Source organism: Pseudomonas sp. R1-1, assembly GCF_051132135.1.
In the GTDB taxonomy this organism is placed as follows: Bacteria; Pseudomonadota; Gammaproteobacteria; order Pseudomonadales; family Pseudomonadaceae; genus Aquipseudomonas.
The window spans coordinates 4,273,166-4,298,416 of sequence record NZ_CP071663.1 but is presented as its reverse complement, the minus strand read 5'-3'; the positions used below and the strand labels follow the sequence as shown (position 1 = coordinate 4,298,416).

Genomic DNA, 25,251 nt, shown 5'->3' with positions numbered 1-25,251 from the left:
AGCTGATGCTTCTGTAGGAGTGAGCCTGCTCGCGATGGCGTTCTTTCAGTCAACTCAATTGTTGAATGTCATACCGCTATCGCGAGCAGGCTCACTCCTACATAAAGATCACTGTGTGGCTGTCAGTGCGCATGGCAATCATTGATCGCCGCACGCTCCTTGCCGCCGAGAATGTTGAACAACAGGTTCAGCGTCAGCGCGCTGAGGGTGGCCATGGCGATGCCGCTGTGGGTGATCGGGCTCATCCACAACGGCAGATGGGCGAAGAACTCCGGACGGACCACCGGAATCAGGCCCATGCCGATGCTGACCGCGACCAGCAACTGGTTGCGACGGTCACCGATGTCGGCTTCCTGGAGGATCTTGATCCCGGTCGCGGCGACCATGCCGAACATCGCGATCGCCGCGCCACCGAGTACCGCCGGCGGAATCGACGCCACCAGAAACGCCGCTTTCGGCAGCAGGCTGAGGACGATCAGCAATCCGCCAGCGACGATGGTCACCGAGCGGCAACGCACGCCGGTCATCTGCACCAGGCCGATGTTCTGCGCGAACGAGGAGTGGGTGAAGGTGTTGAAGAACCCGGCGAAGAACGATGCGCCCGCATCACAGAGCAAGCCGCGGCGCAGCATGCGTGGGCAGACTTCCTGGCCGGTGATCTTGCCCAGCGCGAGGAACATCCCGGTCGACTCGACGAAGATGATCACCACCACCAGACACATCGACAGAATCGGCGCGAGTTCGAACTTGGGCATGCCGAAATGCAGCGGGGTGACGAACTGAATCCATGGCGCGCTGGCCATGCCGCTGAGGTCGACCATGCCGATCACGCCGCACAGCACGTAGCCCAGGCACATGCCGATCAGCACGGAAATGTTCACCCAGAAACCGCGCATGAAGCGGTGAACGAGCAGGATGGTTGCCAGCACCAGGGCGGCGATGGCCAGATAAATCGGTGAGCCGAATTGTGCAGCGTCGACACCGCCGCCGGCCCAATTCACGGCAACAGGGAACAACGACAAGCCGATCGAAGTGATGACCGTGCCGGTCACCAGCGGCGGGAAGAAGCGCACGACCTTGGACATGAACGGCGCGATCAGCATGCCGAAAAAACCGGCGGCGATGGTTGCGCCGAAGATCCCTTGCAGACCAATGCCGGGCATGCCCGCCATGGCGACCATGCTGCCGACCGCCGCGAAGCTGGCGCCCATCATCACCGGCATGCGAATGCCCATCGGGCCGATGCCCAGCGATTGGACGATGGTGGCGATACCGGCGACCAGCAGGTCGGCGTTGATCAGGAAGGCGATTTCTTCACGACTCAGGCCAGCGGCCTGTCCGATGATCAGCGGCACCGCGATGGCGCCACCGTACATCAGCAGAACATGTTGCAGACCGACCAGAATCAGTTGCAAAAGGGGCAAACGCTGAATGGCGGGTGCGTCGGGGATGCGCGCTTTGGACAGCTCGGACATGCAACACCTCGGATCTTTTTTATTCTTGTGATTGACAGCTGCCGGGTTGCTTGCAGCTGTTTCTTTGCATCAGGTTGACCGCGTTGTGGCGGCCATTCGCGAGCAGGCTCGCTCCCACAGGATCTCTGTAGGTGTGAGCCTGCTCGCGAAGCTTTTACGGCTTAGTTGGTCTGCGCTCCCTGAGCGATCCATGCACCGATCAGGTCACGTTCCTGCTGGGTCATCTGGGTGATGTTGCCCAGTGGCATGATCTGCGTGGTGATGGCTTGCGCCTGAATGCGCGCCGCGTTCTGGCGGATCTGCTCGGGGGTGTCGAGGATCACACCGGCGGGCGCTGCGCTGAACAACGGGCTGGTCGGCTTCGACGAGTGACAAACCGTGCAACGTTCCTGAATCACGTGGTGCACTTTGTCGAAACCTGGACCGGCATTGGCGGCTTGCGCTGGTGCGGCGGCAGGCTCGGCAGGTTGCGCCGCATCAGCCGGTTTCGCGCCACCCCCCAGCGCCGTTTCCGGCAACGGCTGGTACTCGATTTTCGCCGGTGCCTTGGCCACGTCCGGGGCGTTCGACATCGGCATCGGGCCGGTGACGTAAGCCAGGCAGATCATGCCCACCGCGCCGACCGGCAGGGTCCAGGCGAACTTGTGGCTGTCGTGACGGGTGTTGAAGTAGTGACGCACCAACACCGCCAACACCGCGATCCCGGCCAGGATCAACCAGTTGTACTGGCTGCCATAGGTGCTCGGGAAGTGGTTGCTGATCATGATGAACAGCACCGGCAGGGTGAAATAGTTGTTGTGTCGCGAACGCAGCAGGCCTTTGGCCGGCAGCGCTGGGTCCGGCGTGCGGTTCTCAGCGATGGCTGCAACCAGTGCGCGTTGCGCCGGCATGATGATGCGGAACACGTTGCCGACCATGATGGTGCCGATGATCGCGCCGACGTGCAGGTACGCACCGCGACCGCTGAACACTTTGCTGAAGCCATACGCCGCGCCGATGATCAGCACGAACAGAATCAAGCCCAGCAGGGCAGGGCGTTTGCCCAGCGCCGAGTCGCAGAGGAAGGAGTAGATGAACCAGCCGACGAACAGCGAGCCGAGACCGATGGCCACGCCTTCCGGACCACTCAGGGTGCTGCCCGGTGCGAGCAGATAGAGGGTCGGATTGGAGTAGAACACCACGCATAGCAGCGCGATCCCCGACATCCAGGTGAAGTAGGCTTCCCACTTGAACCAGTGCAGATTGTCCGGCATGGACGGTGGGGCCAGTTTGTATTTTTCCAGGTGGTAGATGCCGCCGCCGTGGATCGCCCACAGATCACCGGCCAGACCGGTTTTCGGGTTGACGCGGTTGAGGTTGTTCTCCAGCCAGACGAAGTAGAACGACGCGCCGATCCAGGCCACGCCAGTGATCATGTGAACCCAGCGCACGCTCAGGTTCAGCCATTCCAACAGATGTGCTTCCACAGTCTTTACCTCTCGCCTGTCACTCTTGTTGTCGAGTGATCAGACCTTCTCTTATTGGTGGGGGGCGAGGATCAAACGCTCATCCTCTTTGAAAAAATGCTCATCGCAGTTATTGCCTGTGCCACTGCGATCAACCACCAGGAAGTCATCCCGCTTTTCGATCGTCAGCACCGGGTGGTGCCAGACGCCGCGATGGTAATTGATGCCCTGCCTGCCGTTGGTGACGAAGGCGCGGACCAAGCCTGATACAGGTTCATCGCCAAGTGGCGCGACCACGATCAGAAAGGGGTTGCCGAGCAGCGGAATGAAAGCCTGGCTGCCCAGCGGATGGCGTTCCAGCATGCAAACGGTCAGCGGCATGTCCTGCGCGTCGGCGCGGAAAATGCTGATGATCGCGTTGTCCTCAGGCTGTGCGGTTTCGACCGTCGCCAGTTTGTGGAAGCGCATGGTCGAACCGTTGTTGATCATGAAGTGATCGCTGCCGTCGGTTTCGATCACGTCACCGAAAGGGGCGAAGGCTTCTTTGGTCAGCGGTTCAATCGTCAGTGTGCGCATGCTGTTCTTCTTTTTCGTTGAGAGATCGTTCCCACGCTCTGCGTGGGAATGCAGCCCGTGACGCTCCGCGTCACATCCAAAGCGGACGCAGAGCGTCCAGTGATGCATTCCCACGCGGAGCGTGGGAACGATCAGTGCGGTGTTATTTAGCGACCTTGCCCAGTACACGCAGGCGACTCACACCACCATCCGGGAACACGTTCAGGCGGATGTGGGTGATCGGGCCCAGTGCCTTGATCTGCTCGACGAAGGTGTGTTCGGCGTGCATTTCCAGCTTCTGGCTTGGCAGCAGTTCGCGCCAGAACAGCGACTGGGTTTCGATCTGGCTGTCGGTGCCGCCCTTGACGAACGCGCCCTGGATCGAGCAGGTGTCCGGGTAGTTGCCCTTGAAGTGCAGGGTGTCGACAACGATTTTCTCGATCTCACCCGGATGGCCCAGCGCGACGATGACCCAGTCATTGCCCGGCGTGCGACGACGTGCGGTTTCCCAGCCGTCGCCCATGTTGATGCCACGGCCCGGGTTGAGGATGTTGCTCATGCGCCCGAAGTGTTCGTCGGAGCAGGCGAGGGCGCGGCCACCGTTGAGGGCTGCAGCCAGGTCGACTTGCTCGTTGTCACCAACCGCCGACCAGTCGCGGAACGGAACGCCGTACACACGCAGACGGGCGACACCGCCGTCCGGGTAGATATTGAAGCGCAGGTGGCTGAAGGCCTGGTCATTGCTGATTTCGTGGTAGTGGTGGCTGTTGCCCTGCAGCTCTACGGCCGACAGCACTTCGGTCCACTGGGTGTTTTCATCCGGCTCGCCCGAGGCCAGGAAGCAGGCTTCCAGCGAGGCCGACGGCGGGTAGTTGCCGGTGAAGAATGAGGTGTCGATGTCGACGCCTTTGATCGAACCCGGCACGCCGAGACGGATCACTGCGCTGTCGAAACCTTCGAAGCGCTTGCGGCGCGACTCCCAGCCGTCCATCCACTTGCCGTTGTCATCGAACACGCCCTCCTTCCATACGGCCGGGGTCGGCTGAAACAGACGATTGGCGTCTGCGAACCAGTCATCGGTGACCGAAATGATCTTGGTGCCCAGACGGGCATCGGCCAGGTTGACGTATTTTTCGAAAGGTACGGCGTAAGCTTTCATTCTTCTTGTCTGCCTTTGAATTAGTGGCTGGGGATGCTTGCAAGGCCCTGGGTACTCTCCGCGTTTGATGTACTCGGGCAATGCTCGCTAAAGGGTCAGTAAACGGAACAGGGCAATCTTGTTGATCTCCGCCAGCGCGCAGTTGAACTCGGCTTCCACCGAATTGTTGATGCGCGTTTCGAACGCCGCGAGGATCTGATGCCGGTTGCTGCCTTTTACCGCCATGATGAAGGGAAACTTGAACTTGGCTTTGTAGGCGTCGTTCAGCTCGGTGAAGCGCTGGAACTCTTCGGCCGTGCATTGGTGAATACCGGCGCCAGCCTGTTCGTTGGTGCTGGCTTCGGTCAATTGGCCCTGGACGGCGGCTTTGCCGGCCAGGTCCGGGTGAGCGTTGATCAGTGCCAGCTGACTGGCGTGATCGGCGCTCAACAGGATGTCGCTCATGCGCTGGTGCAGGGTCTCGATCTCGTCGATCGAGGCGTCCGCACCGAGGTCGTAGGCCTTTTCGGCCACCCATGGCGAGTGTTCGTAGATGTCGGCGAAGGTGTTGACGAAAGCGTCGCGGCTCAGGGTCGACGGTTGCAGGGTTTGAAAGCGGCTCATTGGGCGGCCTCTTGGTACGGGTGGGTTGCGTGCCAGTGGCGCGCGATGTCGACGCGACGGCTGAACCACACCTGTTCATGACTTTTGGCGTATTCGATGAAGCGTTTGAGCGAAGCGAGGCGACCGGGACGGCCGATCAGCCGACAATGCAGACCGATCGAGAGCATTTTCGGCGCTTCGGCACCTTCGGCGTAGAGGACGTCGAACGCGTCTTTGAGGTATTCGAAGAAATCGTCGCCCTTGTTGAACCCCTGCACCTGGGTGAAGCGCATGTCATTGGTGTCGAGGGTGTACGGAATCACCAGATGCGGCTTGCCGGTCGGGTTGTTCGGCTCCCAGTAGGGCAGGTCATCGTCGTAGGTGTCGCAGTCGTAGAGGAAACCGCCTTCTTCCATCACCAGCCGACGGGTGTTCGGCCCGGTGCGGCCGGTGTACCAGCCCAGCGGGCGCTCGCCGGTCAGTTCGGTGAGGATGCGGATCGCTTCGAGCATGTGCTCGCGTTCCTGCGCTTCGTCCATGTACTGATAGTCGATCCAGCGGTAGCCGTGGCTGCAGATTTCATGGCCGGCATCGACCATCGCGCGGATCACGTCCGGGTGGCGCTGAGCGGCCATGGCCACGGCGAAAATGGTCAGCGGAATATCGAATTCCTTGAACAGTTTCAGAATGCGCCAGACGCCGGCACGGCTGCCATACTCGTAAAGCGATTCCATGCTCATGTTGCGCGCGCCTTGCAGCGGCTGCGCGGCGACCATTTCGGAGAGGAACGCTTCGGACTCTTTGTCGCCGTGGAGAATGTTGCGCTCGCCACCTTCTTCGTAATTGAGTACGAAGGACAGGGCGATGCGGGCATTGCCCGGCCAGTGTGGGTGAGGAGGGTTACTGCCGTAACCGATCAGGTCGCGTGGGTAGTCAGCGCTCACTGCAGTCTTCCTTCTTATACGTTGACAGAGGGTGTGGCGGCCTGGCGGTGAGGGAACAGGCTGGCGTCACAGCGATGAGCTGATTGTATACAACTTTATTTACATTTTGTAAGCCCGAATTTTCGCATTTTTCGCCGACTGTCATCTTTTCCTGATATTGGCGTGAGCCTGCAAGAAACCTGCCTGACCCGTCAGCTATTGAACGGAAGGGGCAATGAATAGGCGTATCGCCGTTCAATCAGGAGGAAACCCCCGAATGGCGGGGGTGAGGTGAAAAATGTCGTTTTTATTGTGTACAATTTTTTTGAAAAGTGTCTTAATCAGTCGCACGCCGCAGCGTTTCGTGCCCCGAATCGGTGCGGTCTCCTTTCCAACTGACTTCGGGAGGCGCGAAGTCTGACTGCTCCACGCAGGCAGGCGCGCAGAATCAATGGGACGTTTGACTACTCACGTTTTGGACGCTGCACACGGTTGCCCGGGCAGTTCGATCAAGGTCGAGCTGTACCGCGTTGAGGGTTCGCAACTGGAATTGGTCGCCAGTGCGATTACCAACAGCGACGGCCGGGTCGATGCACCGCTGTTGCAGGGCGATGATTATCGCACCGGGGTTTATCAGGTTCAGTTCCATGCAGGCGATTACTACCGCGCCCGCGGTGTCCAGTTGCCGGAGCCGGCGTTTCTGGACGTGGTCGTGCTGCGCTTCGGTATTTCTGCCGAGCAGGACCACTACCACGTGCCGTTGCTGATTTCGCCTTACAGCTATTCCACGTATCGGGGCAGTTGATCCCCCAAGCGGCTGCCCCTGCCGGGAAGCGACTGCGCATATAGCTTCTTTGGTCTTTCGCCCGCTCACACTGCGGGCTTTTTTTCGTCTGGCGGCCCCTTCAACGTTCCCTGACAACAAATAACGTCGTCTGCCCCAGCGCGTCCGTTTGCACACCACCACGCAAACAGACAACGTCGCTGGCCTCTGTATGTGTGCGCTCCGACTCGCCTTTTGTCGGCACACGCCCGGCATCTTCGCGTGCGTTCAGCGGATAAATCGTCAAGGCAAATAGCTGATCGATGCCGTCGCGATGAAAGCGCAATTCACGCCTCGATTCCCCCGCAGCGGCGCGTTCGATGACATAGCCTTCATCGGCCAGCACCTCGCTGAAAAGTCTTTGCAAGCGGTCCGTCGAAGGCTGGCTGGCGAAGCGGTTCCAGTGTTGGGCGAAGCGTCCGGGATCAAAGTCCAGGCGCGGTAAACCATAGCCTGGCGTCGAGGCGAGCGGGGTGCGTAGCATCAGCAGCGGGTCGGCCAGTTCCCCTTGAGGCGCTTTGTGCAGATCCCGGTGGGTCCAATAGCGCAGGACCCGGTTCAGCACAGCCAACCCTGCACCAGTAATGACTTCGGAGTGACTGGCTTGATTGAACATGGCCCGGGCCAGCGCGCTGACGGAGCGGTCCGCAAGAGATCGGAATGTGGTGGCGATGTATTGAGTGATCGGCATGGCAAAGGGAACGGGATCGTCCAGCACCGTCCACTGGTTGTTGCGGTTGACGACGAACTTGGGCTGCAGTGACGGGTGATCGCGCAGCATGGATTCGAAGGCGTCGTACAGGGCGGGGGAAAACAGCGGGTGTTGCAGGTACGCCAGTGATGGCTGGGCATTCAGGTTCTGCTGGACGATCGGGTAGTACTGGCCGTCTATTGCAATGTGCTGCCCCAGCAGTGGGCGACTGCTGCGTCCCCAGTTTCGCCAGAGTCCGAAACGCAGATTCGTCGCTTCGGGATTGGCCGACAGCAGGCTGGCCGCCAGTGCTGCGCCGGAATCGGTGGGTGGCGGGGCAGGCTCATGGCGCGTGACTTTGCGCTGCCACAGTCTTGTCCCTGGAATCGGTTCGAACAGCAGAGCGAAATCAGTGCGGCGCGTCGCCGAGCTTTGCTGATAGTCGCCGGCGCTGTTCTTGCGCACCATGACCGTTCCTTGCGCCGTATCGACGTATGTCTTGCGGTGCTTGTCATAGCGGATGCCGTCGAGGTTATCCAGAGGCGATGAGAGGCGGGCGGCGTCAGCGGCTGCCAGATAAATCGGCTGATCGGCCTCTGCGTACTGCTCTTCGCGCTGTGAATCTTGCGTCAACCAGTCCGGTATTTCGACGTTCCACAACGGTTGCCGTTCTGCCTTGATCAGCACGGACGCTGGCAGCGTAGATGCGTCTGGTCCGCCAGCAGAATCAGCCTGTTCGTTTGCGTGGTGGCTGTTTTGCAGATCGATACGAGGCCGTTCCGGTGCGTCATTTATCGGGTGCAGGGGTATCGGCGGCGTATCGGCAGGAACGACTCCCGCGCCGCGCTTGGGTGGTTTGACCATTGGTTTCAACCCTCACGCACGATGAAAAGCGTCTGGGTGTCGGCGGACAGCCGTTGCACGCCACCCACCAGATGGGCGACCTCAACCTGACTCAGGTATTGATCAAGATCGCGTTTGTTCTCTGCGCCAAGCCCTGCGAGAAAATAGGGATCGGCGAAATTGGAGCCGGGGGCGGTATAGCGAGGTACCTGGTCGCCACTGACCAGCGGCAGTTTCAATATGAATAACCCGGCGATATCAGGGCGGTGAAATATGAGAGCGTTTTCCACAAGCAGATTGGTCGGGGGCGCGAAAATGTAACCGTCGTCTTGCAGCAGGTTGAGGAACATCGCACGCAGATTGAGTGCGCTGGGCTGCGCGGTATACGCGGCCCATTGCGCAGGGAATTTGCTCGGGTCGAAGTCCAGACGCTGTAGCAGAGTGGAGTTGTAGTCAGGCAGGGCAAGCAATCCTGCGCCTGGAGTGCTGCCGGGTGGCGTCGACAGTTTCGGTAGCATCAGCAACGGTTCGGCAAGGCCGAATCCCGGTGCCACGTTATTCACCCTGTCGAGCCAATGGCGATACGTCAATGACACCACGGAAAGCCCGTCGCCGTTTATGCCCGTGGGCAGAGAGGCGCGATCGAACACGGCTCGGGCGAGGTTGCTGCTCGAACGTTGCGACAGGTGTCTGAATGCCGTGGCGACGTATTGGCTGGGGGACATTTCAAAGGGTGGATAGCCATCCAGAACCTGCCAGTGGCCGTCGCGTTTGCGCGCCCACATCGGCTGGCGCGACGGTTCATCGCGCAGCATGTTTTCGAAGGCATCGAACCTCTGCGGGGTAAAACCCGGGTGCTGCACATACACCAGGCCGCTTTCAATGCCCAGATGTTGTGCAAGGATCGCGTAGTGCAGCCCGTCTATTTCGATCGAATCGCCTGATTCGGGTCGGGTCGACCTGCCCCAGTTTTGCCAAGGGCCGGCGGAAAGATCCAAAGCCTCAGTTTGGCGCGATACAAGATTGTCGATCAGCGTGCGGGTATCGCTCGGGGCAGGCGATCGTTGTGTCGCGGGCGCGGATTGAACAAGACTGATCGGCGATACCGAGGCCGTTTCACGCCAGAGTGTCGAGCCAGGAATCTGCTCGACCTTTTTTCCGGTCGGCGTCGATTCGCCGGCATGGGTCTGGCGCCAGCCATCGGCGGCATGGCCGACCATGACGATGCCTTCTTGTAGCTCGACATAGGTTTTGTTGCGCTTGTCGTACAGAAAACCCTCTTCGCTGTTGCGTTTGCGCGTCAGTTGCGTGGCGAATTCCGGGTTGATAAAAACCGTCTCCGACGAACCTTCGCTGGTGGAGGGGCTGCCCGATGTCGGCGGCTCGGTGCCAAGAGCATGCTGTTGTACTGAATCGCCGGCGCGGGTCATGCTCACTGCAGTGTCAGAAGCTGGAGGCTCACTGATGGTGACTATGGGACGCGTCGCACGGGTGTCCGGGAAAGGGCTTGCGGTGATTACGCTCGCGGCGGATTGCCCGCTGTCGCCTGCTGAGGTTCCTTGTACAGCAGGCGAAGGATGGGTCGACGTAGTCGGCGTTTGCGTTGAAGACGGGCGAGGGATTTTCTTGGGGGGCTTGGCCATAAAACTGCTCCGATGAACTGCCGATCAGGGTGGGCCGGACAAGCGGGGGCGGGTTCGTGCCTGCCCGATGCCCTGGCCTGAAAGCGTTATGGTCGGCAAAGGGCAGGCGAGGCGTGCGGTACATAGGTATTGCGCTGAGCAGGCGTGTTGCCGCGTGTTGCGCGGCGTAAACGATCCGCCGCCAACACCCGCCATCCAGGGCGAGTGTTGGTAAGGCAACTCAGCGCTCCCGGATGATGAACACCGAGTCTGGATTCGATTCGACCTTCAATACGCCACCGATCAGCCAGATCACTTTGCCTTGCGTGGCTGCGGTGGTCAGCTCACGAAACGCCTCGCTGCCGATTTTGCTCGGCAGGCTCGGGTCTGCCAGTTCATTGCCGGGCCTATGGGACAAGCCAACCTGGGCAACCGAGCCGAGCTTCAAGAAGTACACCGGGTCATGGCCTTCGCGCTTGAACACCAACGTCGGCTGGCGGTGTTCGTACGTCAGAGGAAAGACGTCATAACCGCAGCGAATCAACAGCGCACCGAGCAGGCGCCTGAGGTTCAGATCGGTGGGCCAGGTTTTGTAGTGATTCCATTCGATGGGAAAGCGTTGTGGATCAAAGGTCAGCCGTTGCAGGTCGCTGTCCGATTGCGAAGGCATGGGGATGAGTTTCTTGCCGCCGACATCGATCGAGGGCGCGATCGCCAGCATATTCAGCGGGTCGGCATAGGCCGGTGCGCTGGGAAACGGCTTCTGCTTCCATTGGTGCAGGACCGCCTGGATATTGACCAGACCGGTGCCGGTGATGACGGCGGAATTGTCGGCGAGTTCGAACAGCCTTTTGCCCACCGCCCATGCCGTGGCTGCGGAAAAATCGGGGAAGGTGTTGGCCACCGATTGCGATATGGGCTCTTCGAAAAAGCGTTTGCCGGGGTGGATCTCACCGGGATCGTTACCTATGCGAAACGTGGCGACCGGTTGCAGTGACGGCGCGGAGCGCAGCATCTGTTCGAACCCCTCGAAGCGAGCCGGGGCAAAGTCCGGGTGCTGCACGAAATAGACTTTCGGAGTGCGATTGGAGCCAACCGGCACGATCGGGTAATGCAGCCACCCCAGTTGGATCGACTCCACAACGGGAGGCTTGTTCAAGTGCCCCCAGGGTAACCAGAAAAACGGCGTCTGATCATTCGGCAAACTGGCGGCGGGCGGTGGAGTTGTGACTGTCTGCTCGCTAGCATCGAGGCGCACGCGTTTGTTGCTCTCGACAGTCGGCTCGGCGATACGACGAGGCACGCCAGTTGAAATTCCAGCCTGAACCTGTGTGGTTTTTCGTCGCCAGAGCAGGCTGTCGGGGATCTGCTCAAAGACGATGTCGGGGGCGCTTCGCGTGGTCGCCGAGACATGCAGGTACTCGCCTTGCGGATTCTTGCGAACCATCACCGTGCCTTCTGCCGTGTCAACGAAGGCTTGCTTGAGCTTGTTGTAACGGATGCCTGCGCTCGACATGTCCGCTCGGGTCAGGGTGTTTGCATCTTCAGGCGAAAGGTAGGCGGGAAGCGGGGTATCGGTGGCTGTGGTTCGCGTCTGGCTGGATGCCCGGCCGGGGCGCTGAAGTTGCCAACTGGCGTGCCCTTCAGGCTTCGTCAGAAACGGGCCGGCGACACCGGGTGCGAAAGTCATCGGCATGTAATAGCGGCCTTGCGCATCCTCTTCGACAAGAAAGCGTCCTTCGCTGCCGAGTTGCGCGTAAGTGCGTTGATCCGGTCCGGTGAACAGTCCGCTGTTTTCTCCGATCGGGGTCAGCTCGCTCAGGCGATTGTCAGGCCAGGCGACGGCATGGCGTGGGGCACTGACCGATTGGGTGGCTGGTCCCGGCATCGTGCTGACGGTGATCACCGCAGGGGCGATGTTTGCCGTACTCGACGAGCCGCTGGTCGAGTCGACGCCGGATAACGGTGTGTCAGGCAGACTGACGTTGCTGCGAGTACCTGAGCCTGACTGAACTGGTCGGGTGGTAACGGTGGTGTCGGCTGCTGTGGTCGCAGGAATCTTTTTCGGTGGTTTGGCCATGGGCAATTTACTCATTCGGTTTTGATATCGAGTGCTGTCAGCGCGCTCGCCGTATCGTTCAGGCGCACGCGCAGGCGTCCCGCAAAAGTCTGGTCCGGAACAGGATCTGGAGGTTGGGTCGTTGCTGTTGCGCGGACGTTGTCAGTGCTGAGTAGCGGTCGCCCGCGTCATGCCGGTGGGACATCGAGCGCAGGCGGATTGAAAATGTGCGCATCCTGATGGCTGCACCGATTGATGACTTTCAACTTCGAATATTCGACGCGGGATTTGTCGCTGCGCAGGATCCAGCCGTGGGCGGCAAAGCTGTAGCTGAACGCACCGGGCCAGTTGTCGGCAAAGAGGATGTTGCGCACTTTGACTTGTTGATTCGCCATCGACGCGAAGGCATCGGGGAGGGCTTTCGCCGGGTCGGGTTCTTCAAAGAACCGCGCATCGAGGCCATCCCGGTAAACCCGGTCGAAAGAAAGATCCACCACATGGACGATGCCTTTTTCCGTGATGACGCGGATCTGGTCGATCAGGTCTTCACTTTCATAAACTGGCAAGTGCACCGTGCAGGTACCGATCTGCAATTGGTTGTTTTGCAGTTTGACCTCAACCTTCCCCAGCGCTGTCGCGTCGAGCTCCCAGGTGGATGAGTAAGGCAGCCTGACCACCGCGTTGGCCAGTGCGCCCGGGGTTGTCAGCCTGATGGTCCGGTCGGCGACAAGATGAATCAGGTAGGTGCCACCTTCACCCTCCAGTGTTTCCAGTGCTGTCTGATTGGCGCCGGGCGCAATGACGGCGCATACGTTTTTTGCACTGAGCTTCCACGCTTCGTTCGTTGGTAACTCATAAGTGAACTGCCGCGCACGAAACTCAAGGGGCAACTTCAGCGCCGTCGTCCAGCACCTGAAGGCATTGATCTGGTAGTTGTCGTCGGCCGGGGCGGCGTCGGTTTCTGCCGTAAGCTGCGCATTCAGTGCAACGCCGTCGTTGAATATCAGCAGGTACTGGTGACTGGGGCGGGCAGCCATGGTGCGCAGGATCTTCACCATGTTGCGGGGGGCTGAGCCGCCTCGCGCCCAGGCAAAATGTTTCAACGTCAGGGTTTTATCGCCGAAGTGGTAGGTCAGGTCGCAGCCGGCCAGCAGGTCGCTGCTTTTCGCCGATTCCGTGGCGCGGAAGTGAGCTTCGACTTTGCTCAATTCGGTGCTGGCGTAATCCAGGTGGATACAGGTAATGACGTCGGGTCGTTCGGCTGAATAGAACGTAGTGCTTTGCCCGGTGCGCGGCAGAAAATAACGCGCTTCATGCTGATGCAGGATCCAGCATTCAGGGTTGTAATGGATGACGGGTTTTGGAGGCTTGCCGTGTTTCAGGATGACCACTTCGATATCGACCGTCTCGCCGTTTTCGATGGTTTCCGGCAGGTCCGGTCGCAACACATAGCCGTCCTTGGTCAGGAAGGTCAGTTTGTTGTTTCTCAAACGGCGCTGTTTGTTGATCGTTTCATAGACCTCATGAATGAAGACCACGCATTTGGGCCTGTCGAAAAACTCGAATCCGGACGTAATGACCAGCGAGTTCTTTTCAATGACCCAGCTTTCGATCAAGCTGACGCGCCAGGCAAATTCAATGCTGCTTTCCTGCTTGCCGTCTTCGATGATGCAGAACCGACCCTCCTGATGAGCGATGAAATACTCATCGATACCTTCTTCACCCGAGGCGATCGCGCCTTTGTGCAGCAACCGTATCTGGTCGTTGCCGGCTCCCGCTTTTATCGTGTCGCGGCCGCGGGATTTGATGATGTTACGTTGCTCGGTGCCGGTGACCACGCTTGCCGCACTGTTCACCGTTTCCACATTCTCGATGCTTTCCAGCAGACTTTGGAATGTAAAGTCGGCCCCGTCGTCGGTATTGGAATTGGGCTTCCTCACTTGCAGCGTACCGGCCTGCAGGTCGACGTCATGGCCCTGTTTCGTGAACTTGAAGCCATCCAGAACCAGGGTGTCGTTACCTGCGCCGCCCCTCAACTTCGAATACGTCGATCCCTCGGTTTTTTTCGAGATGGAATCGGCGGCCGACTGGAATACGAAACGGTCGTCCTTTTCGCCACCGGTCAGATCTTTAGCCCCTGATCCGTACTGGAAAATGTTCGATTTCTTTTCCACACCCTTGATCGAATCGCGACCATCGCCGAGCAGCCATAAAATACTCTTGTCGTCGCCGGCGATTCCCAGCACCGCGCCGGGGGTGTCTTTGGTGACGCCTTCGCGGGCATCGATGGTGTCATCGCCACCACGGATCACCGGGACGTTTTCGGTTTCCCAGGCATCGATCTTCGTCCACCAATTGCGTTTCCACACTTGTCTGCTGACCAGATCGACTTCGAACGCGCCATTGACCACCGCTTCGGTGGAATCCTTCAGATCGACATCCAGCAATCGGCGGGCATTGCGCTTGAGTTGTTCGGTGTGCTGAATCAGGGTTCTGGCCCGGCTGTAGCGATCCTTGACGCCTTGCTCGACGTCCATCATGCAGAACGAGAAAAAGCCCGAGCGCCAGCGTTCGCCGACGGTGAGTTCGATGTAATCATCGATGTCGTCGACAATGCGTACCGCGCCATAGATCTGCGATCCGATGGCCAGCATCGCGCCGGCCAGCAGGCCTGCCGGCCCCACGAACGACAATCCCGCCAGTGCAGCGCTACCGAGAATGATGGTCATGGCGGCGCTGGTAATGCTCAAGCCGGCGCTGACGTAATGGTCGATGGCCTCTTTGCCGGTTGCATGGCTCGCGGCATTCAGCGAGCGGACGGCGGTGTACACATCGAATGGTAGTGTCAGCGCTCCGCCAATCAGTCCACCGGATCGACCGAGCCGCACCGCAAACCTGGTTTTGGCGAAATCCTTGAAAGCGCTTTGTCCGGCCGTCAGCATCTCGGCGGCGATTTTGCTGACCCCGATGTCGATGGCGATAGAGCCGAGTTCCGAGGCAATCCCTACGCTGTTGATCACGACTTCAGCGTTATCACCGGCCTTGACGGCCTGAACCACGCCACGCAAACCCATGAATATGCCGAACGCCTGAAGCCCTACGCTCGAGCCGACGGTCAGGTGCGTCTTGGCCGTGGCAACCCAGCGCCGAGTGTTTTGCGGTAACTGACTGTGCTGCAGATCGAGTTTCTGTGCCGAGCCGAGGAGTTTCTTGATCTTGCTGCGGTAACCCGATGAATCGACGTCGTCTTGCGGGTTATCGCTGATCAGCGGCGGGGCGGTCAGCGGGCGGCGGCTGGCCATGTCGAAAAGCAAGGTCGGCAGCAGGTAGGCGTTGCTGCCGCTCGATGACTTCATGTGCCGTTCGATAGCGCTGGCGCTGAACTGTATCGAATTGATGAATGAGCGCTGAGGCGTGCGGAAGAAGGTGTTTTTGCTGGTTATAGGTTGGCCGTCGATTGTCGCTCCCAAGGCATCGAGAGAGGCTCGGGTAATCGAGACTTCACCAATATGGAAAGGGCCGAACACCGAGTCGTTGAATTTCAACTGATGAAGTTTGCTTTTATTCGAAGTGGCCGCTGCGTTGTCGCTACTGTCGATGAAATCGACGGTCGAGACGTTATGTTCATTGGTCTCGATCTGCATATCCGTGATGACGACCGGGTCAGTTTGTATCGAGGCTTCGCTTATCAGGGTGGCCATGTGAACGTCCTTGTTCTGGCGGGTTGTCGTAAAAACACGCCGAGATAGTACGAGGAGCGTTCCAGGGATGTATATCAACGGGTTGTTGCGGTGTATTGCGCGGCCTGCAAGAGAGCAGGGCGTTGGGAATTGCCGACAGGCGAGGAGAGCGCCAGCCTGACCTGGAACAGTTCAAGTCAGACTGGCGGGGGGCGCGGTCAACGATCTCATTGGCTGCTGAGCAACGAAGCGGCGCCAGCGCCGCCGAACAGACCCGCACTGATGCGGTTGAACCAGCTCTGGCCCTTGCCGCTGCGCAGGTAACGCGCCGCGCCGTGGGCACCGAGGCCATAGGCCAGTTTGCACAGCAGGTCCAGCACGGTCCAGGTGGCGATCATCACCAGCAGTTGCGGCAGAAACGGTTGCTCGGCATTGAGAAACTGCGGCAGGAACGCGGCGAAGAACAGGATGTCTTTCGGGTTGCTCGCGCCCAGCACGAAGGCGCGGGTGAACAGTGCGCGAAAACGCGGCACCGGTGCGGCTTGCGGGACGTCGGCACCGACCGACGGCTGGCGCGACTGTTGCCAGCTCTGCCAGGCGAGGTAGAACAGATACAGCGCGCCGACGATTTTCAGCGCGCTGAACAATTGCTCGGAAGCGAGCAACAATGCGCCCAGCCCCAACGCCGATGCGCTGAGCAGACAGATCGATGCCGTCACACCGCCGAGAAACGCCGGGTATGAACGGCGCAATCCGTAGTTCAGGCTGTTACTGATCATCAGCAACGACAGCGGCCCCGGAATGAGGATTACCACCAATGCCGCGCCGCTGAACAGCAGCCAGGTTTCCAGACTCATCTTGTTGCTCCTTTTTGTTGTGTTCATGAATGTGCAAAAGCCCCACCGGCGAGGGTGGGGCTGTCTGGAAACCGGACCGCGCAGCGCTTAGAGGAAAATGAACTTGGCGATGAAGATCGCGCAGAGCACCCACAGGCTGACGGAGATTTCCTTGTACTTGCCGGTACCGGCCTTCAACGCCACGTAGGTGATGAAGCCCAGTGCGATGCCGTCGGCGACCGAAAAGGTCAGCGGCATCATGATCGCCGTGACGATGGCCGGAATCGCGTCGGTGGCTTCGTCCCATTCGATATGGGCCATGCCGCCCATCATCAGCATCGCGACGTAGATCAGTGCACCGGCGGTGGCATACGCGGGAATCATGCCGGCCAGCGGTGCGAAAAACATTGCAGCTATAAATAGCACACCTACGGTGACGGCGGTAAGACCAGTCCGACCACCCGCGGCCACGCCGGCAGCACTTTCCACGTAGCTGGTGACCGGCGGAACGCCGACCACTGCGCCGAATACGCTGGAGGCGCTGTCGGCTTTCATTGCGCGCGAAAGGTTTTCGATACGACCGTCAGCGTTGACCAGATTGGCGCGCTGGGCGACGCCCATCAGCGTGCCGGCAGTGTCGAACATGTGCACGAACAGGAAGGCGAGAACCACGCTGATCATGCTGACGTTGAACACGCCGGCGACGTTCATGGCCATCCAGGTCGGCTCCAGGCTCGGCGGGGCGGACATGATGCCTTGATAGTGAACGATGCCCAGGCCCCAACCGGCGAGGGTGACGGTGATGATGCTGATGAGAATGGCGCCGAAAACTTTGTGGTAGCTGAGAATCGCAATCATCAGAAAGCAGATCGCAGCGAGCAGCGGGCCGGGGTCGCGCAGCGAGCCAAGTTTAATCAGGGTCGCCGGACTATCGACGACGATGCCAGCGGTTTTCAGACCGATCAGGCCGAGAAACAGGCCGACGCCGGCGCCCATCGCAAAGCGCAGGCTGACCGGGATGCTGTTGAGCAGCCATTCGCGGATGCGCGAGAACGTCAGGATCATGAACAGCACACCGGAAACGAACACCGCGCCCAGTGCGGTTTCCCAGTTGTAGCCCATGGTCCCGACGACGGTGTAGGTGAAGAATGCGTTGAGGCCCATGCCGGGCGCCAGACCCACCGGCCAGTTCGCATAGAGGCCCATCAACAGGCAGCCCAGCGCGGCGGCGATACAGGTGGCGACGAAGGCTGCACCGTGATCGATCCCGGCATCGGCCATGATGTTCGGGTTGACGAAAATGATGTAAGCCATGGTGATGAAGGTTGTCAGACCGGCAATCAGCTCGGTCTTCACCGTGGTGCCATGCAAGCTGAGTTTAAACAGACGCTCCAGCAGGCCAGTGCGTAAGGGCGGCGAGAGATCCAGCGGCGATGCTTCGGATTTGCGGCTTTCCACAGCGAGTACTCCTCAAGAGTTTTATTGTTATTTCCAGGGCCGGACCCATGAGGGGTGGCAGCGGCCCTTTGAGGCATACGCGAATTTGTTGACCATGCGGTCAGGAACTCGCACGCTGTGGATTATGCTTTTGTGTACAAATAAAGCAAATATTGTTTTTGGTTTTGTCTTCAGTTCTTCCATTGATAGCGATATATGGCCCGCACAGGCCAATGTGGGAGCCAGCCTGCTGGCGATGGGGCCGGTACAGTCAATCAACAACTGTCTGGCTTTTGCCCAGCGCCACATTCACCGCCAGCCAGCCATTCACCGCCGCCTCGCCAGCCTCGGCAAACACCCGCTCGAGTAATTTCACCTGCTCGCGGCGCAGCGCCTGCTCGAACTTTGCGCCTTCGGCGGTCAACTCCAGCAGGCGCTTACGCTTGTCGGTCTGCGACGCCACGCTGTCCACCAGATGCATTTCCTGCAACTGGCGCAACGGCATGTTCAGTGCCTGTTTGCTCACGCCGAGCAGCGCGAGCAATTCCTTCACGCTCAGATTCGGGTAACGCGCGACGAAAAACACGATGCGCTGATGTACCCGCGACAGTCCGCGACGCTCGAGCATTTCGTCTGCCTTGGCAGTGAACGCCTGATAGCCGAAGAAAAACGCTTCCATCGCGTGTTGTTGGCTGGTCGGGTTTTTAAGGTCAAGCATGTTGACGTACTCGCTCACGTTGGCGTAATTTCAGTCAAGCAGTTTGACTCATTTTCCTCACACCTCGCTACCGGTGACTTCCATGGCTTTTTCCGAACGTGTCACGCGCCTTAAAAGTTCTTTGATCCGCGAAATCCTTGCTGCCGCCCAGCGTCCTGAGGTGATGTCGTTTGCCGGTGGCTTGCCCGCCGAGGCCATGCTGCCGAAAGTCGAGTGGGCCGACATGCCGCTGTCGCTCGGCCAGTACGGCATGAGCGAAGGCGAACCGGCCTTGCGTGAAGCCTTGGCGGCGCAGGCGAGGGCGCTCGGACTTGAATGCCAGGCCAGTCAGGTGCTGGTGGTCAGCGGTTCGCAGCAAACCCTCGATCTGGCGGCGAAGCTGTACATCGACAAGGGCACGGAAATCTTGCTGGAAGCGCCGACCTATCTCGCCGCGCTGCAGATTTTCCAGCTGTTCGGCGCCGATTGCCTGACCGTCGCGCAAGAGGCCGACGGCCCGAATCTGGCGCAATTGCGCCAGCGCCTGGAACAGCATCGTCCCGCATTCATCTACCTGATCCCGACCTTCCAGAACCCGTCCGCCGTACGCTACAGCGAAGCCAAGCGCGCCGCCGTCGCCGCGCTGCTCGATGAATTCGGCGTGGCGCTGATCGAAGACGAACCCTACCGCGAACTGACGTTCGACGGCGCCAGCGCCAGACCGATCGCCGGCCGCTTGCTCAGCGCCAGTTGGATCTACACCGGCACTGTGTCGAAAACCCTGCTGCCGGGATTGCGCGTCGGCTATCTGATCGCCAGCCCAGACCTGTTTCCGCATCTGCTGAAACTCAAGCAATCGGCCGATCTGCACACCAACCGCATCGGCCAGTGGCAGGCGTTGCAGTGGATTGGCAGCGATAAGTACCAGCAGCATTTAAGCGAGCTGCGCGGGTTCTACCGCCAGCGGCGTGATGCGTTTCAAGCGGCGCTGGAGAAGCATTTTGCCGATCTGGCCGAATGGGAGATGCCGCAGGGCGGGCTGTTTTTCTGGCTGACACTCAAGCAGCCGCTGGACACGCGAACGTTGCTCAACGATGCCTTGGCCAATGATGTGGCGTTCATGCCCGGTGAGCCGTTTTTCCCTGATCCGGATAAGAACCTTGGGCATCTGCGCCTGAACTTCAGCCACATCGACCCGGCGCGGCTGGATGAAGGGCTCAAGAGATTGGCGGCGGAGGTGCGCAAGGTACAGCTCGATAAAGTTGCGTGAAAAAAAACCGGCTCGAGGGCCGGTTTGTTTTGTCCAGATTTGCAGTGATGCAGCAGGCCCCATCGCTAGCAGGCTAGCTCCCACATTGATTTGTGGTGTTTACAAAACCTGTGGGAGCTAGCCCTGCTAGCGATAAGGCCAGCACAAACACCGCCGGAATATCAGACCGCGGCAAACCGCTTGTCCAGATAATCAATAATCACCTTGGACTCATACATCCAGGTCGTCTGGCCATTCTCTTCGATGCGCAGGCAAGGCACCTTGATGCGGCCGCCCTGTTCCAGCAGGGTCTGGCGGTCCTGTTCGTTGTTCTTCGCATCTTTCAGCGCCACCGGCACATTCAGACGACGCAGGGTGCGGCGGGTCTTCACACAAAACGGGCAGGCATGGAACTGATACAGGGTCAGGTCCTTGGCGGCGGCGTCGACTTGCGCCTGAGCTGCGGCGGGGCGCTGTTTTTTGCCCGGGCGGGTGATGAAGTCGGCGAAGATAACCAGTTGGCCGAGGCCGACACGAAGCGCTTTGACGAACACGTTGAAAGCCTCACGGTGCGAATTGAGAAAGGCGCGCAGCTTACCCGATTTTTCGCGGACGAAAAAAAACCGGCGATGAAAGCCGGTTTTTTCTGCGACGGCGAATTACTTGATGAGGCTGAGGAATTCGCTGCGGGTCGCGGCGTTTTCGCGGAATTCACCGAGCATCACCGAGGTGATCATCGACGAGTTCTGCTTCTCCACACCGCGCATCATCATGCACATGTGCTTGGCCTCGATCACCACGGCCACACCCAGCGCACCGGTCACCTGCAACACGGCATCGGCGATCTGGCGGCTGAGGTTTTCCTGAATCTGCAGGCGGCGAGCGTACATGTCGACGATCCGCGCAACCTTGGACAGGCCCAGCACTTTGCCGCTCGGGATGTAGGCCACATGCGCCTTGCCGATGAACGGCAGCAGGTGGTGTTCGCACAACGAATACAGCTCGATGTCCTTGACCAGCACCATTTCGCTGTTGTCGGAGCTGAACAGGGCACCGTTGGTGACCTCTTCGAGCGTCTGTTCATAACCGCGGCAGAGGTACTGCATGGCTTTGGCGGCACGCTTTGGCGTGTCGAGCAGGCCCTCGCGGGAGACGTCCTCGCCCAGTTGGCCGAGAATCGCGGTGTAATTCTGTTCCAGGGACATGAAACTACCTGTGGGGGGATTTTCGCAAGCGGCAAGGGTACGGCGGCGGACACAACCCTGCAAGTTCGGTGTGACGCGATTATTCGTCGCGGCCTTCCATCATGGTGCGTTTGAGCATCACGTAAACCGCGCCGGCGCCGCCGTGTTTCGCCTGGCAGGAGCAGAAACCGAGTACCTGGGCGTGCTGGCGCAGCCAGGTGTTGACGTGGCTTTTGATCATCGGCCGCTTGCCATCGAGGCGCACAGCCTTGCCGTGGGTGACGCGCACGCAGCGGATTTCAAATTTCGTCGCTTCGGCCAGAAAGGCCCAGAGGGTTTCCCGGGCCTTCTCGACGCTCATGCCATGCAGGTCGAGGCTGCCTTCGAACGGGATCTGGCCGATCTTGAGCTTGCGCATCTGACTTTCCTGCACCCCGTCGCGCGCCCACATCAACTCGTCTTCCGGGCCGACGTCGATCACGAACTGGTCGGACAGGCCGTCAATGATGGTGGCGTTGCTGCGCACGGTAGCGGACTGACGCAATTTGGCGATCTGCGCGCGGTCAGCCTTGGGTTTGCCGGTGTCGGCGCGGTCGTGCTTGATCGGCTTGACGCCTTGGATGGCACTTTTGAACAGGGAAAAATCGTCGTCTTGCATGTCAGCCTCCGCGAAGGGCGGCCAGTTTACCCAAGTCGAAACAAAACGGCCCGGCAAAAAGCCAGGCCGTCGGTCAGTCGTGTTTTTTCATCAGGTGCGGAGACATGTTCAGTTCCCGCGATTGCCGTGCGCGACGGCGGCAGCGGCGCCACAGGGCGACACCGAAATACAGAAACAGCAAGCCGACCGCCAGAATGATTGCCGAGCCCATCGGCGTGGCGTTCAAGTCACCCAGCGCCGGCGGGCGCCCGAGCAGGCTGGCCGCCCCGGCCATCGCCAGCAGCACGCCGAACGTCGCCAGAATGGCAGCGATCGCCGCGCCAAATCGAAAACGCCAGTTGCTTTGGCCTTTGGGCCGCAAGCGGCGTGCGTCAAATCCATCGGATAACTTCATTCCGACCTTCCTCAATGGGTATCGGCCCTTCGACCGGGAGTTGACCGGGTTGTTCCTGAGGCTATGGCATTTGCGGCAAATCAGCGGGCTTAATGGATGAGCGGCGCCGCAAGCCGCTCATTCGCGCGGATCAGATCAGGTCTTGCGTCAGGGCGAGGGTGGCGAAGTTGTCCGCCATGATCGCCATTTCCGCTTCCTGGACTTGCTCGGCCTTGAGAACGCCGCCCTTGAATGGCAAGTCGCGGGTGGCACAGGCGTCTTCGACCAGGGTGCAGCGAAAACCCAGATTCTTCGCTGCACGCACCGTGGTGCTGACGCTGGAATGGCTCATGAAACCGCAGACGATCAGGTCCAGCGAACCCAGGTTCTGCAGGCGGTCGAGCAATTCGGTGCCGTGAAACGCGCTCGGCAGCAGTTTGCCGATAATGGTTTCATCGCCTTGCGGCTCCAGGCCCGGGATGAATTCGCCGCGCTCGCCCTGTGGGTCGAACAGGCCGCCGACGGTGCCGAGGTGACGCACGTGCACGATCGGCCGACCGGCGGCACGGGCTGCGGCAACCAGTTGTTTGATGTTCGCGACGGCCGCGTCCATGCCGCTCAGGGCCAGCGGGCCACTGAGATATTCTTTCTGGGCATCGATGATGACCACGGTGGCATGGCTCAGTGTGGCCGCTGCGTAACCGCGACCGCTGAGTTGAAACATCGTTTTTGGAACGGACATTCTGGGGCTCCTTGGGGTGGGGCTTTTGCGACATTGTCCTCTGGCTGAGCGCTTCTGTGAATCGCTACCATCGTAGGCGCCGTCGTTATTGGCCTGCAGCCTTGTCAAGTTACACCTTCTGTTCAATAGCTGATGCAAAAAACAGAAAACTCTACCGTCGCCGCACTGGTTTTCCTGCGTCGCCGTCACGCGTTTTGGCTGTTAGAATCGCCAGTCGTTTTTTCAGGAGTTCTGCCCCGTGATCACTTCCCGACTTCGTACCCTGCGCGACCATATCCGTTGGGCCGTCAGCCGCTTCCATGGGGAGGATCTGTTTTTCGGCCATGGCACCGATAATGCCTGGGACGAAGCCCGGCAACTGGTGCTGGGTGCGCTGCACTTGCCATGGGAAATCGCCGACAGTTACCTCGACTGCGCGCTGGAAGACGACGAACTGGTCAACCTGCAGCGCCTGCTCAAGCGTCGCATCGAAGAACGCATTCCTAGCGCGTACCTGCTGGGCGAAGCGTGGTTCTGCGGCATGTCGTTTATCGTCGACGAACGCGTGTTGATCCCGCGTTCACCGATTGGCGAGTTGATCGAGAACCGCTTTGCCCCGTGGCTCGGCAACGAACCGGCGCGGATTCTCGACCTGTGCACCGGCTCCGGTTGCATCGGTATCGCCTGCGCCTACGAGTTCCAGAACGCCGAAGTAGTGTTGGCGGACCTGTCGTTCGAAGCGCTGGAAGTGGCCAATCAGAATATCGAGCGCCATGGCGTTGATGAACGTGTCTATACCGTGCAGGGCGATGGTTTCGATGGGTTGCCAGGACAGCGTTTCGACCTGATCGTGTCGAACCCGCCTTACGTGGACGCGGAAGATTTCGCCGACATGCCGGACGAATATCAGCATGAGCCTGAGCTGGGCCTGGCCTGTGGCGATGATGGCTTGAACCTGGTGCGGCGCATGCTCGCCGAAGCGGCAGATCACCTGACCGAGAAGGGCTTGCTGATTGTTGAAGTGGGCAACAGCCAGGTGCACGTCGAGGCGTTGTACCCGGAAGTGGATTTTGCCTGGCTCGAATTCGCCCGTGGCGGGCATGGTGTGTTCATGCTGACGGCGGAGCAGTGCCGCGCGCATCAGGCCTTGTTCGCGTCCCGCATCTAAGGTTGTGACTGATCGTTCCCACGCTCCGCGTGGGAACGCCTCAATGGACGCTCTGCGTCCGCTTTTGGGACGCGGAGCGTCCCGGGCTGCATTCCCACGCAGAGCGTGGGAACGATCAATCGCGGGCAAGCCCGCTCCCACAGGTTTTTGTGTGTACCGCAACATTCGGGTACGGCGCATAAGCTGTGGGAGCGTGGCTTGCCCGCGATGGGACCGCCTCGGTCTTGAATCTTTACCGGTGCGTAGCAATCCAGATCAACAACCCCGCCTGAAACACCGCAAACGCCACCAGACAGGTAATGGTGAAACGCAGCCCGGCGTCTTCGCGCTTGAACTTGCTGACCTTTTCTTCCTGTTTTTTCAGTTTCACTTCCTGCTCGGCCAGATTCTGCTCAGCCTGCTGGAGCATCTGCGCCGCTTCAAGAATCTCGACGATCTGCAGCTTTTCGCTGTTCCAGTCGCCGAGCAGATCACCGACCTGCACCGTCTTGATACTGCCCTTGAGATGCTGAGCATCAGCGTAGGCCACATCAAAACCATGGACCCGCAGAAAGTGATCGCGACGCAGGCGCGTGTCTTCGTTCAGCGCGTCTTTGTTGTTCAGGTCCATGCCGTCGACGGTGTAGCCGGGCCAGCGTTTTTTTGCCCAGTTGATGCCTTGCGCGGCGATGAAACGGCCGATGCCGCGGTTCAGCGGTTCGATCTGCAAGCCGCTGTCGGGGCCGAAACGCACACGCTTGGTGGCGTGGTCGGCCCACACGTCGAGGACGTTCTGTTCCTTGCGCACGCGCTGGCCGGGCAGTTTGATCGCCATGCGCATCAGGCTGTGTTCTTTGCTGTGACGCTCGGCGTAGCCGAATTCGACGAAGCGCAGCGGCCGGCCACCAGTGTGGCGATCGGTCTGCAGCGGCGCCAGGCGGAGCATCTTGTGGTGCTCGGCGTGAACATCCGCCCACGGCAGCTCGACCGCTGGCGGCGCGTCTTTTTCAGCGGTGGTGTCGGGTGAAGTCTGGGTATCAGTCATAACGGCGCGATCCTGTCCATGCCCTGCTTGTCACCAGCCGTTGCGCT

Annotated in this window: 22 protein-coding genes; 3 read left to right on the top strand and 19 right to left on the bottom strand. The window is 59.8% G+C overall.

The features are described 5' to 3' along the window. Positions 1-122 precede the first annotated feature (122 nt). The 6 genes from J3P75_RS19205 to puuE all read right to left on the bottom strand — a co-directional run bounded on the left by J3P75_RS19205 (position 123) and on the right by puuE (position 6,160). Positions 123-1,475, bottom strand: coding sequence for a nucleobase:cation symporter-2 family protein (locus J3P75_RS19205; protein ID WP_039763799.1), 1,353 nt, complete (start codon positions 1,473-1,475; stop codon positions 123-125). A 161-nt stretch (positions 1,476-1,636) separates the two neighbouring features. Next, complete coding sequence (locus J3P75_RS19200; RefSeq protein WP_434707829.1) at positions 1,637-2,941, bottom strand: urate hydroxylase PuuD; 1,305 nt, start codon at positions 2,939-2,941, stop codon at positions 1,637-1,639. Positions 2,942-2,992: 51 nt separating this feature from the next. Beyond that, positions 2,993-3,496 (bottom strand): ureidoglycolate lyase, encoded by a 504-nt coding sequence (locus J3P75_RS19195; protein ID WP_016982872.1) that lies wholly within the window; start codon positions 3,494-3,496, stop codon positions 2,993-2,995. A gap of 142 nt (positions 3,497-3,638) precedes the next feature. Beyond that, positions 3,639-4,634, bottom strand: a complete 996-nt coding sequence (gene alc, locus J3P75_RS19190; RefSeq protein ID WP_126361596.1) for an allantoicase — start codon at positions 4,632-4,634, stop codon at positions 3,639-3,641. 87 nt (positions 4,635-4,721) lie between these two features. After that, complete coding sequence (gene uraD, locus J3P75_RS19185) at positions 4,722-5,237, bottom strand: 2-oxo-4-hydroxy-4-carboxy-5-ureidoimidazoline decarboxylase (protein WP_434707828.1); 516 nt, start codon at positions 5,235-5,237, stop codon at positions 4,722-4,724. Next, on the bottom strand, positions 5,234-6,160 hold the full coding sequence (gene puuE, locus J3P75_RS19180) for an allantoinase PuuE (protein ID WP_203421325.1): 927 nt from the start codon (positions 6,158-6,160) through the stop codon (positions 5,234-5,236). Before puuE ends, uraD begins: the two co-directional genes overlap by 4 nt. Before the next feature lie 430 nt (positions 6,161-6,590). Between puuE and uraH the strand changes: the two genes are divergently transcribed. Further along, positions 6,591-6,944 (top strand): hydroxyisourate hydrolase, encoded by a 354-nt coding sequence (uraH, locus tag J3P75_RS19175; protein ID WP_008031462.1) that lies wholly within the window; start codon positions 6,591-6,593, stop codon positions 6,942-6,944. Between the two features lie 100 nt (positions 6,945-7,044). Here the strand turns inward: uraH and J3P75_RS19170 are convergent, their stop codons facing one another. The 7 genes from J3P75_RS19170 to J3P75_RS19140 form a co-directional block, all read right to left on the bottom strand. Then, positions 7,045-8,517 carry a hypothetical protein gene (locus J3P75_RS19170; protein ID WP_434707827.1) on the bottom strand — a complete coding sequence of 491 codons (1,473 nt, stop codon included), beginning with the start codon at positions 8,515-8,517 and terminating at the stop codon, positions 7,045-7,047. 5 nt (positions 8,518-8,522) lie between these two features. After that, positions 8,523-9,926, bottom strand: a complete 1,404-nt coding sequence (locus tag J3P75_RS19165) for a hypothetical protein (protein WP_434707826.1) — start codon at positions 9,924-9,926, stop codon at positions 8,523-8,525. A gap of 433 nt (positions 9,927-10,359) precedes the next feature. Further along, entirely contained in the window at positions 10,360-12,198 is a 1,839-nt protein-coding gene (locus J3P75_RS19160) for a hypothetical protein (RefSeq protein WP_434707825.1), read from the bottom strand. A gap of 167 nt (positions 12,199-12,365) precedes the next feature. Beyond that, a complete protein-coding gene (locus J3P75_RS19155; RefSeq protein WP_434707824.1) occupies positions 12,366-15,956 on the bottom strand; it encodes a calcium-binding protein in 3,591 nt (1,196 codons plus the stop codon). A 128-nt stretch (positions 15,957-16,084) separates the two neighbouring features. Beyond that, on the bottom strand, positions 16,085-16,714 hold the full coding sequence (locus J3P75_RS19150; RefSeq protein WP_434707822.1) for a LysE family translocator: 630 nt from the start codon (positions 16,712-16,714) through the stop codon (positions 16,085-16,087). 87 nt (positions 16,715-16,801) lie between these two features. Then, on the bottom strand, positions 16,802-18,151 hold the full coding sequence (locus tag J3P75_RS19145) for an NCS2 family permease (protein ID WP_434707821.1): 1,350 nt from the start codon (positions 18,149-18,151) through the stop codon (positions 16,802-16,804). A 250-nt stretch (positions 18,152-18,401) separates the two neighbouring features. After that, entirely contained in the window at positions 18,402-18,848 is a 447-nt protein-coding gene (locus tag J3P75_RS19140) for a MarR family winged helix-turn-helix transcriptional regulator (protein WP_434707820.1), read from the bottom strand. A gap of 82 nt (positions 18,849-18,930) precedes the next feature. Here J3P75_RS19140 and J3P75_RS19135 point away from each other — a divergent pair, with 82 nt between their 5' ends. Beyond that, on the top strand, positions 18,931-20,097 hold the full coding sequence (locus J3P75_RS19135; protein ID WP_434707819.1) for a PLP-dependent aminotransferase family protein: 1,167 nt from the start codon (positions 18,931-18,933) through the stop codon (positions 20,095-20,097). A gap of 161 nt (positions 20,098-20,258) precedes the next feature. On the opposite strand, the gene J3P75_RS19130 is transcribed toward J3P75_RS19135, so the two are convergent. From J3P75_RS19130 to J3P75_RS19110, 5 genes are all read right to left on the bottom strand, one after another. Next, positions 20,259-20,630, bottom strand: a complete 372-nt coding sequence (locus J3P75_RS19130; RefSeq protein ID WP_394507765.1) for a glutathione S-transferase N-terminal domain-containing protein — start codon at positions 20,628-20,630, stop codon at positions 20,259-20,261. Between the two features lie 105 nt (positions 20,631-20,735). Beyond that, on the bottom strand, positions 20,736-21,281 hold the full coding sequence (gene folE, locus J3P75_RS19125) for a GTP cyclohydrolase I FolE (protein WP_003236739.1): 546 nt from the start codon (positions 21,279-21,281) through the stop codon (positions 20,736-20,738). 79 nt (positions 21,282-21,360) lie between these two features. After that, positions 21,361-21,918, bottom strand: a complete 558-nt coding sequence (locus tag J3P75_RS19120) for a Smr/MutS family protein (RefSeq protein WP_434707818.1) — start codon at positions 21,916-21,918, stop codon at positions 21,361-21,363. A 73-nt stretch (positions 21,919-21,991) separates the two neighbouring features. Continuing rightward, the gene (locus J3P75_RS19115) at positions 21,992-22,312 is read right to left on the bottom strand and encodes a hypothetical protein (protein WP_007914024.1); all 321 of its coding nucleotides are present in this window, start codon (positions 22,310-22,312) and stop codon (positions 21,992-21,994) included. A 130-nt stretch (positions 22,313-22,442) separates the two neighbouring features. Then, positions 22,443-23,033, bottom strand: coding sequence for a cysteine hydrolase family protein (locus J3P75_RS19110; protein ID WP_090282502.1), 591 nt, complete (start codon positions 23,031-23,033; stop codon positions 22,443-22,445). A 238-nt stretch (positions 23,034-23,271) separates the two neighbouring features. On the opposite strand from J3P75_RS19110, the gene prmB reads away from it, so the two are divergent. Next, the gene (gene prmB / locus J3P75_RS19105) at positions 23,272-24,180 is read left to right on the top strand and encodes a 50S ribosomal protein L3 N(5)-glutamine methyltransferase (protein WP_434707817.1); all 909 of its coding nucleotides are present in this window, start codon (positions 23,272-23,274) and stop codon (positions 24,178-24,180) included. 232 nt (positions 24,181-24,412) lie between these two features. Here the strand turns inward: prmB and J3P75_RS19100 are convergent, their stop codons facing one another. After that, on the bottom strand, positions 24,413-25,204 hold the full coding sequence (locus J3P75_RS19100) for a hypothetical protein (RefSeq protein WP_434590632.1): 792 nt from the start codon (positions 25,202-25,204) through the stop codon (positions 24,413-24,415). Positions 25,205-25,251: the final 47 nt, after the last annotated feature.